The sequence below is a fragment of the Reichenbachiella agariperforans genome (assembly GCF_900142205.1).
Classification (GTDB): domain Bacteria; phylum Bacteroidota; class Bacteroidia; order Cytophagales; family Cyclobacteriaceae; genus Reichenbachiella; species Reichenbachiella agariperforans.
On sequence record NZ_FRAA01000001.1, the window covers coordinates 1,133,423 to 1,149,692 of the forward strand.

General features: G+C 41.3%; 12 protein-coding genes and 1 other RNA gene. 6 read left to right on the forward strand and 7 right to left on the reverse strand.

Features of this window, described 5'->3' with window-relative positions:
• Window positions 1-12 precede the first annotated feature (12 nt).
• Window positions 13-504 (forward strand): pathogenesis-related family 1 protein, encoded by a 492-nt coding sequence (locus tag BUB99_RS04360; RefSeq protein WP_073119717.1) that lies wholly within the window; start codon window positions 13-15, stop codon window positions 502-504.
• Here the strand turns inward: BUB99_RS04360 and BUB99_RS04365 are convergent.
• The 4 genes from BUB99_RS04365 to tsaD form a co-directional block, all read right to left on the reverse strand.
• Window positions 501-1,010, reverse strand: coding sequence for an HNH endonuclease (locus BUB99_RS04365; protein ID WP_073119719.1), 510 nt, complete (start codon window positions 1,008-1,010; stop codon window positions 501-503). The two genes, BUB99_RS04360 and BUB99_RS04365, sit on opposite strands and share 4 nt — an antisense overlap.
• 99 nt (window positions 1,011-1,109) lie before the next feature.
• Entirely contained in the window at window positions 1,110-1,859 is a 750-nt protein-coding gene (locus BUB99_RS04370; protein ID WP_073119721.1) for a C40 family peptidase, read from the reverse strand.
• 2 nt (window positions 1,860-1,861) lie between these two features.
• Window positions 1,862-2,323, reverse strand: a complete 462-nt coding sequence (gene smpB / locus BUB99_RS04375) for an SsrA-binding protein SmpB (protein ID WP_073119726.1) — start codon at window positions 2,321-2,323, stop codon at window positions 1,862-1,864.
• Between the two features lie 74 nt (window positions 2,324-2,397).
• Entirely contained in the window at window positions 2,398-3,402 is a 1,005-nt protein-coding gene (gene tsaD, locus BUB99_RS04380; protein WP_073119728.1) for a tRNA (adenosine(37)-N6)-threonylcarbamoyltransferase complex transferase subunit TsaD, read from the reverse strand.
• Window positions 3,403-3,557: 155 nt separating this feature from the next.
• Here tsaD and BUB99_RS04385 point away from each other — a divergent pair, with 155 nt between their 5' ends.
• From BUB99_RS04385 to BUB99_RS04395, 3 genes are all read left to right on the forward strand, one after another.
• Entirely contained in the window at window positions 3,558-8,162 is a 4,605-nt protein-coding gene (locus BUB99_RS04385) for a translocation/assembly module TamB domain-containing protein (RefSeq protein WP_073119730.1), read from the forward strand.
• Window positions 8,163-8,258: 96 nt separating this feature from the next.
• An RNA gene (gene rnpB / locus BUB99_RS04390) (RNase P RNA component class A) lies at window positions 8,259-8,661 on the forward strand.
• Between the two features lie 10 nt (window positions 8,662-8,671).
• Entirely contained in the window at window positions 8,672-9,835 is a 1,164-nt protein-coding gene (locus tag BUB99_RS04395) for a sigma-54-dependent transcriptional regulator (RefSeq protein WP_073119732.1), read from the forward strand.
• Between the two features lie 265 nt (window positions 9,836-10,100).
• On the opposite strand, the gene BUB99_RS04400 is transcribed toward BUB99_RS04395, so the two are convergent.
• Window positions 10,101-11,090 (reverse strand): long-chain-fatty-acid--protein ligase, encoded by a 990-nt coding sequence (locus BUB99_RS04400; RefSeq protein WP_073119733.1) that lies wholly within the window; start codon window positions 11,088-11,090, stop codon window positions 10,101-10,103.
• Window positions 11,091-11,164: 74 nt separating this feature from the next.
• Here BUB99_RS04400 and BUB99_RS04405 point away from each other — a divergent pair, with 74 nt between their 5' ends.
• Entirely contained in the window at window positions 11,165-12,004 is an 840-nt protein-coding gene (locus tag BUB99_RS04405; protein ID WP_073119735.1) for a hypothetical protein, read from the forward strand.
• Here BUB99_RS04405 and BUB99_RS04410 read toward each other — a convergent pair.
• The gene (locus BUB99_RS04410) at window positions 12,001-14,376 is read right to left on the reverse strand and encodes an alpha-ketoacid dehydrogenase subunit alpha/beta (protein WP_073120598.1); all 2,376 of its coding nucleotides are present in this window, start codon (window positions 14,374-14,376) and stop codon (window positions 12,001-12,003) included. The genes BUB99_RS04405 and BUB99_RS04410 overlap by 4 nt on opposite strands.
• 326 nt (window positions 14,377-14,702) lie before the next feature.
• Here BUB99_RS04410 and ald point away from each other — a divergent pair, with 326 nt between their 5' ends.
• Window positions 14,703-15,812 (forward strand): alanine dehydrogenase, encoded by a 1,110-nt coding sequence (ald, locus tag BUB99_RS04415; protein ID WP_073119737.1) that lies wholly within the window; start codon window positions 14,703-14,705, stop codon window positions 15,810-15,812.
• Here the strand turns inward: ald and BUB99_RS04420 are convergent.
• The gene (locus tag BUB99_RS04420) at window positions 15,809-16,270 is read right to left on the reverse strand and encodes a type I restriction enzyme HsdR N-terminal domain-containing protein (RefSeq protein WP_245816792.1); all 462 of its coding nucleotides are present in this window, start codon (window positions 16,268-16,270) and stop codon (window positions 15,809-15,811) included. The genes ald and BUB99_RS04420 overlap by 4 nt on opposite strands.

The following is a 16,270-nucleotide window of genomic DNA, read 5'->3' on the forward strand; positions in this document are numbered from 1 at the left end:
AAATGACCTATCATGTCACGTCTCCCCATCATTCTTCTTATAATAATCTACACCTATTCTTTTCAATCTGTAGGGCAAAAAGCGACAGCTGATGAAATCGAACTGATATTGGAAAGACATAATTTTTGGCGAGCTGATGTAGGTGTTGGTGAGATCAAATATTCAGAAGAACTAGCAGAAGTCGCCAATAAGTGGGCTACAGAGCTCAAAAAGCAAGATTGTGCTTTCAAACACAGCAGAAATTCATTTGGAGAAAACCTCTTCAAAGGGACTGTAGGCTATTATACTGCAGGAGATGCCATAGACGCATGGGGAAACGAAAAAGCAAACTACAACTATAGCAAAAACACCTGCGATGCGAACAAAGTCTGTGGCCACTATACACAGATAGTCTGGAAGAACACCACTGAAGTCGGATGTGCTAAAGTAATCTGCAATGGCAATGTCACATGGGTATGTAACTACAACCCTCCTGGGAATTTCGTAGGAGAAAAACCCTACTAGGCAACTTTATTGGTCTTCAAGTAGGCTTGCCACTCTTTACGCATCTCTCCCATAGAATTTCTGAGAAACATAACATAAGTAGGCCTATAGGGAGCTTTTTTCAGAGACATCCCTACCTGATCCAAACTCTTGTCTCCTTTCTTAGCATTACACTTTTTGCATGCCGTCACGAGATTGTTCCACATCGATCTCCCACCCTTAGAGCGAGGTATCAGATGGTCTAAAGTAAGATCCTGTTCCGATCCACAATATTGGCACTGGTTGTTATCTCTTCTAAACAGATTCTGTCTACTAAGCACCACGCCTCTAAATGGCACGTTGATATAGCGGTTGATCTTGATGACAGTAGGTCGCTCAAATGATTGATTCACCGTTCTCAGTTTAAACTCCTGATCCGACTCTACCAACTCAGCCTTGTCTAAGAATACCAATAGAAAAGCACGATGGACTGAGCAGATAGCCATCGGAGTATAATCTTGATTGAGTATAAGAACCTTACCATTCATATCGGAATCATTTACAATTAATTGATTTGCAATACATTAATTGTAATATAAGGAGCTTTCTCCTCTAATACCAATAGATCAGTTCAAAGCTCAAGGCTTCTATGCTTCTCTTAGGATTCTTCTAAATACAGCAGAAGCGTCAATATTTTCATGATTTGACAAACGTCTCACAGCTCCTTCATTGACTCCCACCCAAACGTTCTTCTCCAGTAGGATATATACTCGATCTTGTAGCTCATCCACTGCTATATCTCCTGGCAACAAGGAATCAACACCATCCACCTTCTTTCCTACACTCTTTTGTTCTACAGCCTTACGAGGGAGCTTAAATCCACACAGCTTGAATACCTGCTGTACAAATCCAGCTGAGTCGATACCAAAAGGAGTTTTGCCTCCTGGCAAATAAGGTGCGTTATCGTACTTCTTGATCTCTTCTTTCAGAAAATCAAAATCACGACGCTGAGACAGGCTTTTTGATGAACCATTATAGGCGATTTGCTCTTCGAGTTTGAATAGCTCGTTGGTGGAAATGGGCAGTATACTACCCAGAACAATATGAACTTTTTTCTTCTGAAAAAAAATCGTCGCACTCAGATCAGTACATACTTTGTAGTCTGATAGATTGATTTGCTTAAAATACTCTTGACTAATAGCCGAATGTTGATCCTGATGAATCCAGCCTTTGGAATGATCAAAATGCACCTCTATTTCTAACCACTCCCCTTCTTGTCTGAGTACCTGATAGTGCTCACCAAACAGGAGTTGGGACAGCATGATGGCTTCATGCGAAGCATTGGCTCTCATAGGCACCACTGCCAATCGACAAATGCCTTTCGGATATTGATCCATTGTTAATAATTGTTACGTTCCAGCTCTCTTTTAACATCCTTCTCCTTAATGCTGCCTCGCTTATCATGTATTTTTTTACCCTTTGCCAATGCTATCTCGATTTTAGCATAGCCTCTGGCATTGACGAACAGCCGCAATGGGATCAACGTCAATCCCTTTTCTTGGGACTTTGTTTCTATTTTCTCTATTTCACTTTTATTGAGCAACAGTTTCTTTTCTCTGAGGGGATCATGATTGTAAACCGTCCCCTGCTCATATACCGAGACATGCATCCCTTTGATGAACATCTCTCCCTTTCCCACATAACAATAAGCCTCTTGCAAACTAGCCTTCCCCTCTTTGATGGACTTAATTTCAGTCCCCTTGAGCACCAGACCCGCCACATAGGTGTCTATAAATTCATATTCGTATCGCGCTTTCTTGTTTCGAATATTGACATCATTGGAAAATCTTTTTTTGCTCATCTTGTAATATTAAAGTTATGAGATTTGAAATCTTATGCAATCAAATGCAGAATAAATACCTATTAATAAGTAGACTAAAATTTTAGTCTAGGCATCGGTGACACATTCATAGTTGCCGTGTCATTTTGCTGACTCTGATAGTAAGCCGTCATGGCTATCATCGCAGCATTGTCTGTACAATACTCGAACTTAGGGATGAAGACCTGCCACCCGTTCTGTTCGCCCATCGCTATCAAGGTCTGTCTCAGTTCACTGTTGGCAGACACTCCCCCAGCTATCGCGATATTACTAATCCCTTCCCGCTGTGCTGCTAACACCAACTTATCGGTCAGCATCCCGATGAGATGTTTCTGAATACTAGCCGCCAGATCATGCTTATTTTCTTCTACGAAACCAGTATTCTTCTGTGACTGATTTTGGGTAAAATATAGAAAGGAAGTTTTGATCCCGCTAAATGAATAATCCAGATCAGGCATATCAGTCTTCGAAAACTCAAACCGATCCGCATCCCCCTCCTTCGCTAACTTATCAATAATAGGCCCTCCTGGGTACGGTATCCCCATGATTTTAGCGCATTTGTCAAATGCCTCACCTACCGCATCATCTTTGGTCTGTCCCAGTACAGTCATATCGAGATAGTCGTCCACTCTTACAATCTGCGTATGCCCACCACTGACTGTGAGACACAAAAACGGAAAGGCAGGTTTTGGATTTTCGATAAAATGAGCCAAAATATGTGCCTTCATGTGATTAACCGCTATCAATGGCACTTTCAACCCTAACGCCAGCGATTTAGCAAAAGAAGCCCCTACCAACAATGCACCGAGCAGACCAGGCCCCTGAGTGAACGCAACTGCTGTTAGGTCTGCCTTAGTCACTCCTGCTCTCTCCAGAGCTTCCATCACAACAGGCGCTATCGCCTGCTGATGCGCACGTGAGGCCAATTCTGGCACCACTCCGCCATATTTGCTATGAATCTGCTGCGTAGCGATCACATTGCTCTTGATCACGTCACCTATACAAACTGCGGCAGAAGTCTCATCACAAGACGACTCTATCGCCAATATAACTTCACTCATATTTATTCAAAATTCGATTTATCAAACCCTACTAGGCAAGACAGAAAAACTAAGAAGCAAAGTTGTCCATAAAATCTATCTAATCAAGGACTAGACTTTAAAATAGGTACTGTTATTGTTTTGCTAAATCAAAGTACATTTGCAGCAGATTCGAAATGGCAAAAAAACACAATGTACAACGCGGGGTTATATTCCACAGAATCACGAATGTGTTGCTGTGGATTCCCATTGTAATCCTATCAGTACTTTTGGTGTCATTTGCTTTTTTCCAAGTCCCTACAGTCCAGACCAAATTCATCAACTCACTGTTCGACCAAGTATCCCTCCGTACAGACTATAAAATCACTGTGGGACACACTAACCTAACCTCTTTTGACAAGATGCATTTGGAAGACATCCGAATCTTCGAAAAAGCTACTGACAGCACGTTGATCAGTGCAAAATCTGCCCAAATCGATCTTAAAATATTCGATCTCCTATTCAGAAAGCAGCTCAATGCCGATATTCTAGAATTAGAATCTCCATTTGTTCATTTGATCAAAAAAAATGACTCTACAGATGTTAATATTAACGTTTTCATCAACCAGCTCAAGACGCTCCTAAAGAAAGACTACCCCCAACAAAAAAAGCTATCTGCATCTATAGAACGTGTCGAGATAAGTAATGGGACCTTCTCTTTCAACGACCAGCGCAGAGACAGCATCCAAACTGGTAAAGACTACTATCACTTTCAGTATAAACAACTACTCTCAACCATCAGTAATTTCACCTTGTCGAGTGATAGTATAGCCATGGAGGTAGACCGCATGAAAACGAATGATCCTACTGGTCAACTTTCCGTGCAGTCGTTCTTTGGCAAAATAGCCTATACCCCAAATAGCCTGTCGATCTACAACTTCCTACTGAATACGAAGGACAGTCAGATAGGTGATTCAATAGTATTTAACTACAGCCACCCTTCTGATTTCTCCCAGTTTGTCGACAAAATCAAATTCCATAGCCATTTAAAACGCAGCATCATTTCATTACATGAGTTGGCTCTTTTCAATCCAAACATCAGTCCTATCCACAAAACCATCAGTCTGTCTGGTGAAATATCAGGTAAAGTCAAGCGCCTCAAAGGCCAAGACCTAAACGTCCGCTTTGGCACCAAATCCCAACTAAGAGGGTCGGCCAGCTTCTATGGTCTACCGAATATCAAAGAGACCTTTATCGATCTCAAGATGAAACACTCTGTCGTCTTACCAGAGGACATATCTCCCTTCGTCAAAGAAACTTACCGAAATCAAATTCACAACCTAGGCACTACCCAATTCGATGCGAGTTTTTTGGGGTTTTTATCTGATTTTGTGGCTGACGGTGAGTTCTACACAGATGCAGGCAATATCACCACTGATCTCAATTTCAAAACCAATGACCAAGACATCCCGGCCTACACAGGTCAGCTGGCTTTTACTCAGTTTGATCTCAAAACACTGGATCCAGAAAGCAACTACCTCGGCGACATCACCATGCACGGCAGCATAACTGGCTCTGGACTTGATAAAAAGAATGCAAAATTTACGCTGAATGCCTTCATGGACTCTATTGCTGTGTACAACTACAACTACAAAAACATCACAACTCAAGGTCATTTTGCAAAAGAAATGTTCGACGGAGATCTCACGATCGCTGATCCTAATTTAGCCTTTTCAGGGCATCTGGATATAGACCTCCATGACAATGTCAACAAAATAGACATCACTGCGCAACTTGATTCTGTTCATGTACACAAGCTGGGGTTCATTGAAAAGCCTCTATCACTCTCTTCCAAAATTGACATCAACATGAAGGGGCTAAAAACCGACGAACTCAAAGGATATATTAACCTCTATGACAACCAAATCACCTTCGAGAACAAACCACTTGAAATCGACTCCATCAAGTTCCTCTCGACTACCATCGGCTCCCAGAGACTCATGCATATCGAGACGGAAGGTCTCACCGGAGAGATCAAGGGAGAGTATAAGAACAGCAAGCTATTTTCAAGCCTGTCCAACTTCGCCCAAGAACTCATGATGTATCTGAATCCTGATAGCGTCGAGATGAACAATTATTATAGACATAAACTACTCGAAGTTCCACTCGATCCTTTCGAAGCGGAGATCACGCTCAATCTTTGGGATTTGAACAAATTCATCACTCCATTTTATCCTAGTTTCAACTTATCCCCTAACGTCAAAATCGAAGGACGTTACCAACAGAACGCTACGACACAGCTGAGCCTATACACTACATTCGACACATTGGCCTTTGGCAAATCAACATTTACCGATAATGAATTGGACTTCAATCTTTCTAAAGAAACGCATAACCGTGAAGTTTTGGCGTCAATGTATATACACAGCGACAACCAACTCTGGCCCAGTGACTACAGTTCAGAAAACCTCACAGTAGACGCAGTTTGGTTTCAAGACCAAATGGAGTTGTTCATGAATTTAGAACAAGAAAAATATGCAAACTACCTCGGCATTAACTCCTTGGTCAGTTTCGAATCTGATGAAGTAAAATTTGAATTAGCCCCCTCGAGTATCAAAATCTTAAATGAAAAATGGAAATGGGATGACGACAACTATGTGATCTACAAAGACGATACGTGGCAATTCTCGAACCTCAAACTATATAGTGATGAAGAATACATTAGTATCAATGGTAACTACTCCACCTTACCAGGCAATCAACTCGATATCAATATTCATGAGTTCAGTTTCGAAAACATACAATCGCTATTCGATACACAAATCACTGGCACGCTGGACGGCTCTATTCAAATCCAAAAAGGGATAGAAGAAGACCTCATAGAGAGCGACCTATTAGCCCAATCAGTGGCTGTAGAAGATTTTCTCATCGGAGATATCTATGCACTCTCTCACTGGGAAAATGCAGAAAACCGATTATCGGTTAGCTTAGACCTTATTCGTGAGGAACAAAAAAAGATAGAGATTGGTGGACACATCTATCCCTATAGCAAAACAGAACAACTCGATCTAATCGCACAATTCAGAAACACTGAATTGAAAATATTCGAAACATTCTTCAAGAATAACATCAGCGACCTGACTGGATATGCTGATGCAAAACTCACCCTAAAAGGTCTCCTCAACAAACCCGACATCAATGGTATCGCTAAGATTAATGACGGAGAAACAACTATTGACTATCTGCAAACCCGATACGGGTTCAATGGTGAAATTGTCTTTGACAACAATCAGATTGTACCACGCAACTTTGAGCTCAAAGACAGTGAGAGAAATACAGCTCAACTCTCAGGCTACCTCCTCCATACCGGACTCAGAGATATTCGTATGAATATTTCCGCAAACTTCAAACGATTCAAACTACTCAATACTAGCATCTTGGATAACGATGCCTACTATGGAACAGCATACGCGACGGGACAAATCAATTTTAGCGGTACGCCTGACAATATCGTCATTGTCGCTCAGGCTAAATCCGAACACGGGACCAAAATAGCCATTCCAATAGGTAGTCTCGGCCAATACGATATCGAACAACAGGAATACATCGAGTTTGTGGATTTATCCCAAGAAGACACCCAAGAGGTTGTCGAAAAAGCAATCACTGAGACGATCAACAAGATCAAAGGGATACAACTGCAGTTTGACATAGAGATGACACCAGACGCCTACATAGAACTCATCTTTGATGTCAAATCAGGGGACATTATCAGAGGACGTGGCAATGGAAACATCAAACTGCAAATCAATTCGGACGGAGATTTCAATATGTTTGGGGATTACGAAATTGAAGAAGGGGGCTACAATTTTACGCTCTACAACATCATCAACAAAGAGTTTAACATCCAAAAAGGAAGTACCATATCTTGGTATGGCAACCCCTACGAGGCACAACTAGGCATACGAGCCAGGTATCGACAAATCACCTCGATCACACCGCTTCTACAGCCCTTCCTAGACGATGAACAGATTAACTCACCCGAAGCACGACGCAAGTACCCCTCGATAGTAAAGCTAAATCTCAAAGGTGATCTCATGTCTCCTCAAATCAAATTCGGAATCGACATAGAAGACTACCCAGAACATATTGCAGTAGTCAGTGAAGGTATCACGACTCGGTATAATCTAGAAAGTATCATCAGTGCCTTTAAAACCAAAATAGCTAGTAACGAACAAGAAATGAACCGTCAGGTTTTTAGTCTACTAATCCTTCGAAAATTCTCTCCAGAAAACAGTTTTGAGGTTAATTCAGCAACCATCGGTAGTAGTTTAAGTGAGTTCGTCTCAAACCAGCTTAGCTACTGGGCTACACAGGTAGATGAAAATCTAGAGATCGATGTAGACTTAGCAGGTCTAGGTGATGACGCATTCAACACATTCCAACTACGGCTATCCTATACATTTTTGGACGGACGATTACGCGTGACCAGAGGTGGTAGCCTACCTAATGAACAGACCAAAAATGACATGTCTACGATCATTGGAGACTGGACGGTAGAATACCTACTCACTGACGATGGTAGACTTAGAGTCAAAATGTACAGTCGATCAGACCTCAATGACATCAACCAACAAACAGGTCAAAATGGTATCGAAACAGGGTTTAGTCTACAGTATGTAAGAAGCTTTGACGAGTTAAGTCAAATACTCAGAGATAGTCGGGATAAAAACAAAAAGCCAGAGCCTGCTCCCAAAGTAAAACCTAAGTCTGAAGGAACTAAGGAAGATGAAATCATCCTTTGATCCAGCATAGTCTTAGCTTGCTTTAAATAATCCACCCCTACATACTTTTCTCGTTGATAACATGACACATAATCTATGGTTATGACTATTTTTGTTTCCATAGGTCGCCTTATCGCTGCTGCCGTATGGCAGGAGAGGAAAGTCCGGGCAACGTAGAGCATCGTACTTCCTAACGGGAAGTCTTAGATGAAAATCTGGGAAGAAAGTGCAACAGAGAGTATACCGCCTTGAGCTAAGCTGTCGTCAGGCAGACTAGTCGAAGGGTAAGGGTGAAAGGGTGAGGTAAGAGCTCACCGGTTCTGCAGTGATGCAGATCGCATGGTAAACCTTACGAGTTGAAAGATCAAATAGGTCCTGTCAGGAGCTGCTCGCTCCACTCTCTTCGGAGAAAACAGGATGGGTAGATTGATAGATTTTGGCAGTAATGTCAAGGCTAGATAAATGATAAGGGTCTCGATTCGTCGAGATACAGAACCCGGCTTATAGACCTATTATTAACTTAAACACTTATGGCAAAAAGAATTTTGATTATTGACGATGAAAAAAGCATCCGTCACACGCTCAAAGAAATCTTAGAATATGAAAACTATGAAATCGATGAAGCTGAAAATGGTCTAGAAGCTCTCAAGATGCTGGAAAGTGCCGAATATGATGCAGCACTATGCGACATCAAAATGCCAGAAATGGACGGTCTAGAACTCCTTGAAAAAGCCAAAGAACTTGATCATTCCCCTCAGTTCATCATGATATCCGCGCACGGCACTATAGAGACAGCCGTCGAAGCGACCAAAAAAGGAGCCTACGATTTCATCCAAAAACCACCAGATCTCAACCGTCTTTTGGTGACCATCAAAAACGCCCTAGATAAATCTAATCTAATACAAGAGACCAAAACCCTACGCAAAAAAGTCTCCAGCTCCATGCAGATTGTAGGGCAGTCTACCGCTCTAGATGAGATCAAAGAGACAATCCAAAAAGTAGCTCCAACCGAGGCTCGCGTGCTTATTACCGGAGCAAACGGGACAGGTAAAGAACTAGTAGCCAATGCACTACACAAGTTAAGTGGAAGATCTAAAAATCCTCTCATAGAAGTCAACTGTGCCGCTATTCCATCAGAACTAATTGAGAGTGAATTATTCGGACATGAAAAGGGATCGTTCACCTCTGCTGTGAAACAACGCATTGGCAAGTTCGAGCAAGCAGACAAGGGCACTTTATTTCTCGATGAAATTGGGGACATGAGTCTATCTGCTCAGGCAAAAGTACTTCGCGCCTTACAAGAGAATAAAATCACACGTGTAGGGGGAGAAAAGGAGATTAAGGTCAACGTAAGAATTCTTGCAGCTACCAACAAAGACCTCAAAAAAGAAATAGCCGAAAACAGGTTTAGAGAAGACCTATATCATCGCCTAAGTGTTATAGTTATAAAAGTACCAGCACTAAAAGACCGCACAGATGATATCCCGTTATTGGTGGACAAATTCTTAGTAGATATCGCCGATAGCCACGGTACTAGCCCCAAAAGCATGACTGATGAAGCTATAGTATTGCTTCAAAAAGGAGAATGGACAGGCAATATTAGAGAATTAAGAAATGTAGTAGAGCGCCTAGTCATTATGAGTGATCAAGAAATCACAGCAATGCACGTAAAAAAATATGCGGATATACAATAAGTATATCCGCATATATATCTTCAAGGTCTGATAATATTATTTAGACAATTCCGAATTTTCCGTATCTACTTTTGCATATGTAGGACATGTTCTTTGCGTGCATGCACTCATTGCAAAAATTGCTAAGGCCAGTATTAGTGCTTTGATTTTCATATTTTATTCTTTATCAATTACCTGCGACATTTTAAAGCTTAAATATATATAAAAAAATACATTTTAGTCAAAAGCCAAATTGCTATTCGACACTTCTTTTGATAATAAACGGCTAGACCACTAGCAAATTGCACCCACGTATTTCTGAATTGTCAATACGCCCCAAAACTTCAAAACTACCATCGGCATAACATCTACCTAAATCCTTCGTCTCTATGAATGCACAACTATGAATATTGGCTAAATCTATAATATTCAACCCTCCTGTACCACCAGTTCTAACAATTGAAAATGGGTCATTGATATCTCTCACCATGACGCGCATACTATCCGCTGGATAATACCGACTCCCTCCTCTGGAATAAGCTTGTGATAACAACTCTGTCATTCCATATTCAGAATCGATACAAATTTCACCCAGCTGATCTTTCATGATGCTATAAAACTCCTCCTTAGTCAATTCTTCTCTCCGTCCTTTCATACCACCTGTCTCTATGATCGTTAGTCCATCTAAAGGCTCTTTACACGCCTCGCACAAATCCAACAAGGCATATCCAACCCCAAACAAAATCACTTTACGTGAAGAATTCATGGCGTTAACTATATCTTGAACTAACTGATCATAGTTATTCAAATAATACCCTCCAGCAGAAGACCCAGACTCCTTCATCAAATAATCCACCATAGCAATCAACGAAGAATGCCCCTGCTCTTGATACGAAGGCAGTAGTGCAAATACTGTGTACTCACTAGGATCACCATAAAAGGCTGTAAATATGCGCCGGGCATTCTGCTCATAAAACGATAGGTTTTCAATCAAATGCCTACTTTTTCTCATCCCAGTAGTACCACTACTATGAAAGTACTTTTCGGCATTCCACTGCCCCATTTTCACTTCATGGTACTTAAAAAACTCTATGGGCATAAAGGGTATTTCTTCAACTTTCGTTACAGAATCAACTGTTCGACCAATACCTTTTAGATACTGAGCATACACAGCGTTCTCTGCGCCTTGTGCACGAAACAATGCCAAAGAAAACTCTTCGAAATCACCTGCTATTCGTTTTAAAAATTCTTGTTTGAAACTATTTATCAGTCTCATAGGTTTAAAAAAGTATGGATTATGCAGCTAGAATTAGTGATGCATTGCTATTTTTATCCAAAGTAAAAGATTAAATGATCAGAGTGGAAGTTATAGGGAAGATAAAAGGGACTTTTGGTCTAATAATAGTCATCATTATAGGGCTGATGGTAGCCTGTGAAAAACCCGATCCTTTCCCAACCACACCTCATATTTCGTTCGAGGGGCTTCAATTTGTCGAGGTAGAACGTGAAGGGTTTCCAGATTCTCTTATTCTTTCATTCAATTTTGAAGATGGTGATGGTGATTTAGGTATCAGAGATTTTGAGACCAATGCCCCTTTTCATGATTTCGATTTTATTGTAGATGACAGTGGTAGAGCTGTTACACTGAATGCAACAGATGTCAACCCCCCATTCTACCAGCAAGTCCCTGGTTCATCCAATACCACTCTCTACAGTGAAGATGACAGCAGGCCTAGCTATAGCTGTGATGATTACGATACACTCAGGATCAACATGGATCGAGATACCTATATAGAACAAGGAGCTCCCTCTAATTTTCCAGGTAGTGATGATTACCATTTGGATACACTTTTTATAGTCAAGAACGAAAACCGATACAACATGCATGTCAGCTACTACTGGGATCGTGGCAATGGTTTCGAACTGCTGGACTGGGCTTATATTGTTAACGAATTTGGCTGTGGAGAAAGTTTCAATGGTAGGTTTCCTGTCTTAGACGAAGACAACATTGGCACATCCCTACAGGGTACAATCAAATACGCCATGATATCAAATGGCTTCATTATATCTTTAAGAAACTATCCTTTCAAATTGAAATTTTACGTACTAGACAGAAAGCTAAACAAAAGCAATGTGGTAGAATCTCCCGTTTTTACGATTCCTGAACTAATTTCCAGATCTTCAGATTAATATATCGAAGGATAGTTAACTGGATCAAACTCATTCATCACTGAATACGCCTTATCAAAGATTGACTCTGCATTGGGTTTAGAGAAATAATCTCCGTCTGAACCATAGGCTGGTCTATGGTCTTTAGCCGTGATGGTAAGCGGAAGATTATCGATATACTGATATGCCTTTTGCTCTTCAAGTACTTGTTGCAAAATATACGCAGAAGCTCCACCTGGCACATCTTCATCTGCCACTATGAGACGATTGGTTTTCTTGACTGACTCTACTATTGAGTGATTAACATCAAAAGGCAAAAGCGTCTGTGCATCTATTACCTCTAACTCCACACCATACTCTGCAAGCTGACTGGCGGCCTCCATTACGATTCGACACATCGATCCATAGGTCACCACGGTGATATCTCTACCTTCTCGTAGCACGTCAGGCTGTCCGATTGACACACAGTATTCACCGACATTATCAGGAAGTCGCTCCTTCAAACGGTAACCATTGAGGCTCTCGACAATTAACGCCGCATCGTCTGATTTCAACATCGTGTTATACATACCCGCAGCCTGCGTCATATTACGCGGTACCAATACATAGACCCCACGAATAGCATTGATAATCATCCCCATCGGCGAACCAGAGTGCCAAATACCCTCTAATCTATGCCCACGAGTTCTAATAATCAATGGTGCACGCTGTCCGCCTTTAGTTCGGTAGCTTAGTGACGCTAAATCATCAGAAAGTGTCTGTATCGTGTACAACAAATAATCAAGGTATTGTATCTCGACAATAGGGCGCAAACCTCTTAGTGCTGCACCGATTCCTTGCCCAATAATAGACGTTTCTCGAATACCAGTATCCGTTACACGGATTTCACCATGCTTCTCCTGCAACCCTGCAAAACCTTGGTTGACATCCCCTATCTTTCCTACATCTTCACCGATAGCAAACACACGAGGATCATTCTCTAATGCTGCATCAAAACATGCTTGCATCACCTCACGACCGTCTACCATTTTGGATTGCTCGCTATATTCTGGCGCTACCGTTGGCACTTTGAGCGCTGAGTATTTGGTTTCACTATAAAGTACTGAACTATACTCGTCGTGTCTTTTTTGCTCTAATTCTTTGAGCCAAAAAATCAACATGTCACGACTTTTTGAGGGCTCTTCACGCACTAGTCTCAGTGCTTTTTTGCTAGCACGTGTAACGTCGAGTTTATTGATATTGAGTCCCTCTCTGAGGCTTTTGGCTATGGAGAGTAGTTTGTTTCTTGATCTACTACGGTCAGCCATCGAATCTATCACACTCACTGCCGTATCAATATCCTTTTGCAAAGAATCTCTGTATTCGTTCCATGCCGCGTTTCTAGCATTCTTAGCTAATTCACGACACTCATCCTCTATAACATCTAACTCTTGATCCGTTGCTATATTTTGATCTAATATCCACTGACGAAACTGCTTGTTACAGTCATATTGGTTTTCCCAGTCCAGCCTTTCTTTAGATTTGTATCTTTCGTGTGATCCTGATGTCGAATGCCCTTGTGGCTGGGTCATCTCCAACACATGCACCAATACTGGCACATGATCCTCTCTTGCTATTTTTTCAGCCTTCTCAAAAGTTTCTACCAGTGACACATAATCCCACCCGTTAACAGTTAGTATTTCTATCCCCTTGTTTTCAGCATCACGCTGAAAGCCTGCCATGGCTTTAGAAATACTGCTTTTAGTCGTTTGATATTTATTAGGTACTGAGATACCATATTCATCATCCCATACAGCCATGACTAACGGCACCTGAAGTACTCCCGCCGCATTCATAGTTTCAAAAAAATGCCCCTCTGCAGTAGAAGCATTACCTATGGTACCATAAGCCACTTCATTACCCTTCACAGAAAATTTGGTCGCAGTATGCAAAGCAGGGTTTTCTCTATACAACTTAGAAGCATAAGCAAAACCTAGCAGTCGAGGTACTTGAGCAGCAGTACAAGAAACATCCGACGCAGAATTCTTCATCTTCGTCAAGTCGTTCCACTCCCCGTCTTCGCGAATAATTCGTGTTCCAAAATGGCCATTCATCATACGTCCTGCCGAAGCAGGCTCTGCATCTACATCAGTATGGGCGTATAGCTGAGCAAAGAATTGCTGAGAGGTCAGTTGGCCTATCGCCATCATGAAAGTCTGATCTCTGTAATAGCCAGATCTAAAATCTCCATTTCTAAACACCTTGGCCAATGCGATCTGTGCTAGTTCTTTACCATCACCGAAAATCCCAAATTTCGCCTTACCCATGAACACTTCCTTTCGTCCGATATAACTTATCTCCCTACTCTCCATCGCTAGGCGATAATCTTCTAATATCTCTTTTTTAGTGGGCATTCGGTATGATGTTTTGACGGCTACTTTCACTTTAACACTTTTGGTCCAAATATTCGTTTAGCACTGGAACTGGCAAAAATAAATAAACAGGGTCAGCTTTCAAATTCCTTTTACTTTGAAACAAAATAATATTATATTTATCAACAACAAAATCAACATAACAGAATATTATTTCGCTTTATAAATTATTTATTAATAATATAATACCTTATTGAAAGATTAGATCAAATAATACTGGTTTAAAAAAATAATTCTAGAATAAAATTCTGATTAACTGAAGCAATAAAAAGACCAAAAATTAAGCAACAACTCATAAAACTACGAAAATGATAATCGGAGTACCCAAAGAGATTAAGAACAACGAAAATCGCATTGCACTGACTCCTGCTGGAGCCAAAGAACTCCTAAAACATGGTCATCACGTCTATATTCAGCATACGGCTGGTGAAGGCAGTGGATTCCCAGATGAGGAGTACCTCAGTGTAGGTGCTAAAATTCTACCTACGATCGAGTCAGTGTATGAGATCGCTGAAATGATCATCAAAGTCAAAGAACCTATCGAGCCCGAGTACGATTTGATCAAAGAGAATCAACTACTCTTCACTTACTTCCACTTTGCCTCTCATGAGCCATTGACCAAAGCCATGATCAAGAGCAAGTCTATATGTCTAGCCTACGAAACTGTGGAAAAAAATAGGACACTTCCGCTACTCGTCCCTATGTCGGAAGTAGCAGGACGTATGTCCATACAGCAGGGAGCCAAATTCCTCGAAAAACCACTAAAAGGCAGAGGTATACTCCTCGGAGGAGTTCCAGGTGTACGCCCCGCTAAAGTCATGATTCTTGGTGGAGGAGTGGTAGGTACTGAAGCAGCTAAAATGGCCGCTGGTCTAGGTGCAGATGTCACTATATTAGACCTCAGTCTAGAAAGACTCAGGTATCTAGACGATGTGATGCCTGCCAATGTCAAGACACTTATGTCTAGCGAATACAACATTCGAGAATTGATCAAAGATCACGACCTTATTATTGGTGCTGTATTAGTCCCTGGAGCAAAAGCACCGAAACTGATCACCAAAGATATGTTGAAAGATATGCGCCCTGGTACAGTACTCGTAGACGTAGCAATTGATCAAGGTGGATGCATGGAAACCACCAAACCTACGACACATCAAGACCCGATTTTCATCATCGACGATGTGGTGCACTACAGTGTTGCCAACATGCCAGGTGCTGTACCATATACCTCCACTTTGGCTCTGACCAATGCGACACTACCCTATGCAATACAATTGGCTAACAAAGGCTGGCAAAATGCCTGCAAAGAGAATTTGGAATTAAAGCCAGGCCTCAACATCATCAGAGGAGAAGTAGTCTACAAGGCTGTTGCAGAAGCATTTGATTTACCTTACGCGAGTGTAGAAAGTTATCTTTAGACTTGATAAACGGGAATTTCTTTAAGAAACAAAGAGGTTCCCGTTTCAAAGTTCTGCTCACAAATAAAATGTTGTAAACCATTGGTTACGACCAAGTAACGAGCCCTCACAACCTTGTTATACACTGACGCTTGCTTAAACGTCTCTTCAGTTATCTTCACATAACTCGCTTTACATTCTACCAACATTATCGGAGCACCTGATGAACTATAGGCTACAATATCTGGGCGTTTACTGAGCTTATTATATTTCATACTACCCTCCACTTTGAGCAGTGTTCTAGGATAGGACAAGTACTGATTAAGGAATCTCAAAAAATTTTGTCGCACCCACTCCTCAGGGGTTAACACAATATATTTCTTACGAAATTCGTCCCAAATTTCATTCCCCTCAGTAGATTCTCGTATATTAAAATTAAAAGGAGGTAAGTTGAGTCGCTCCATAGTTTCTTTGCTCAT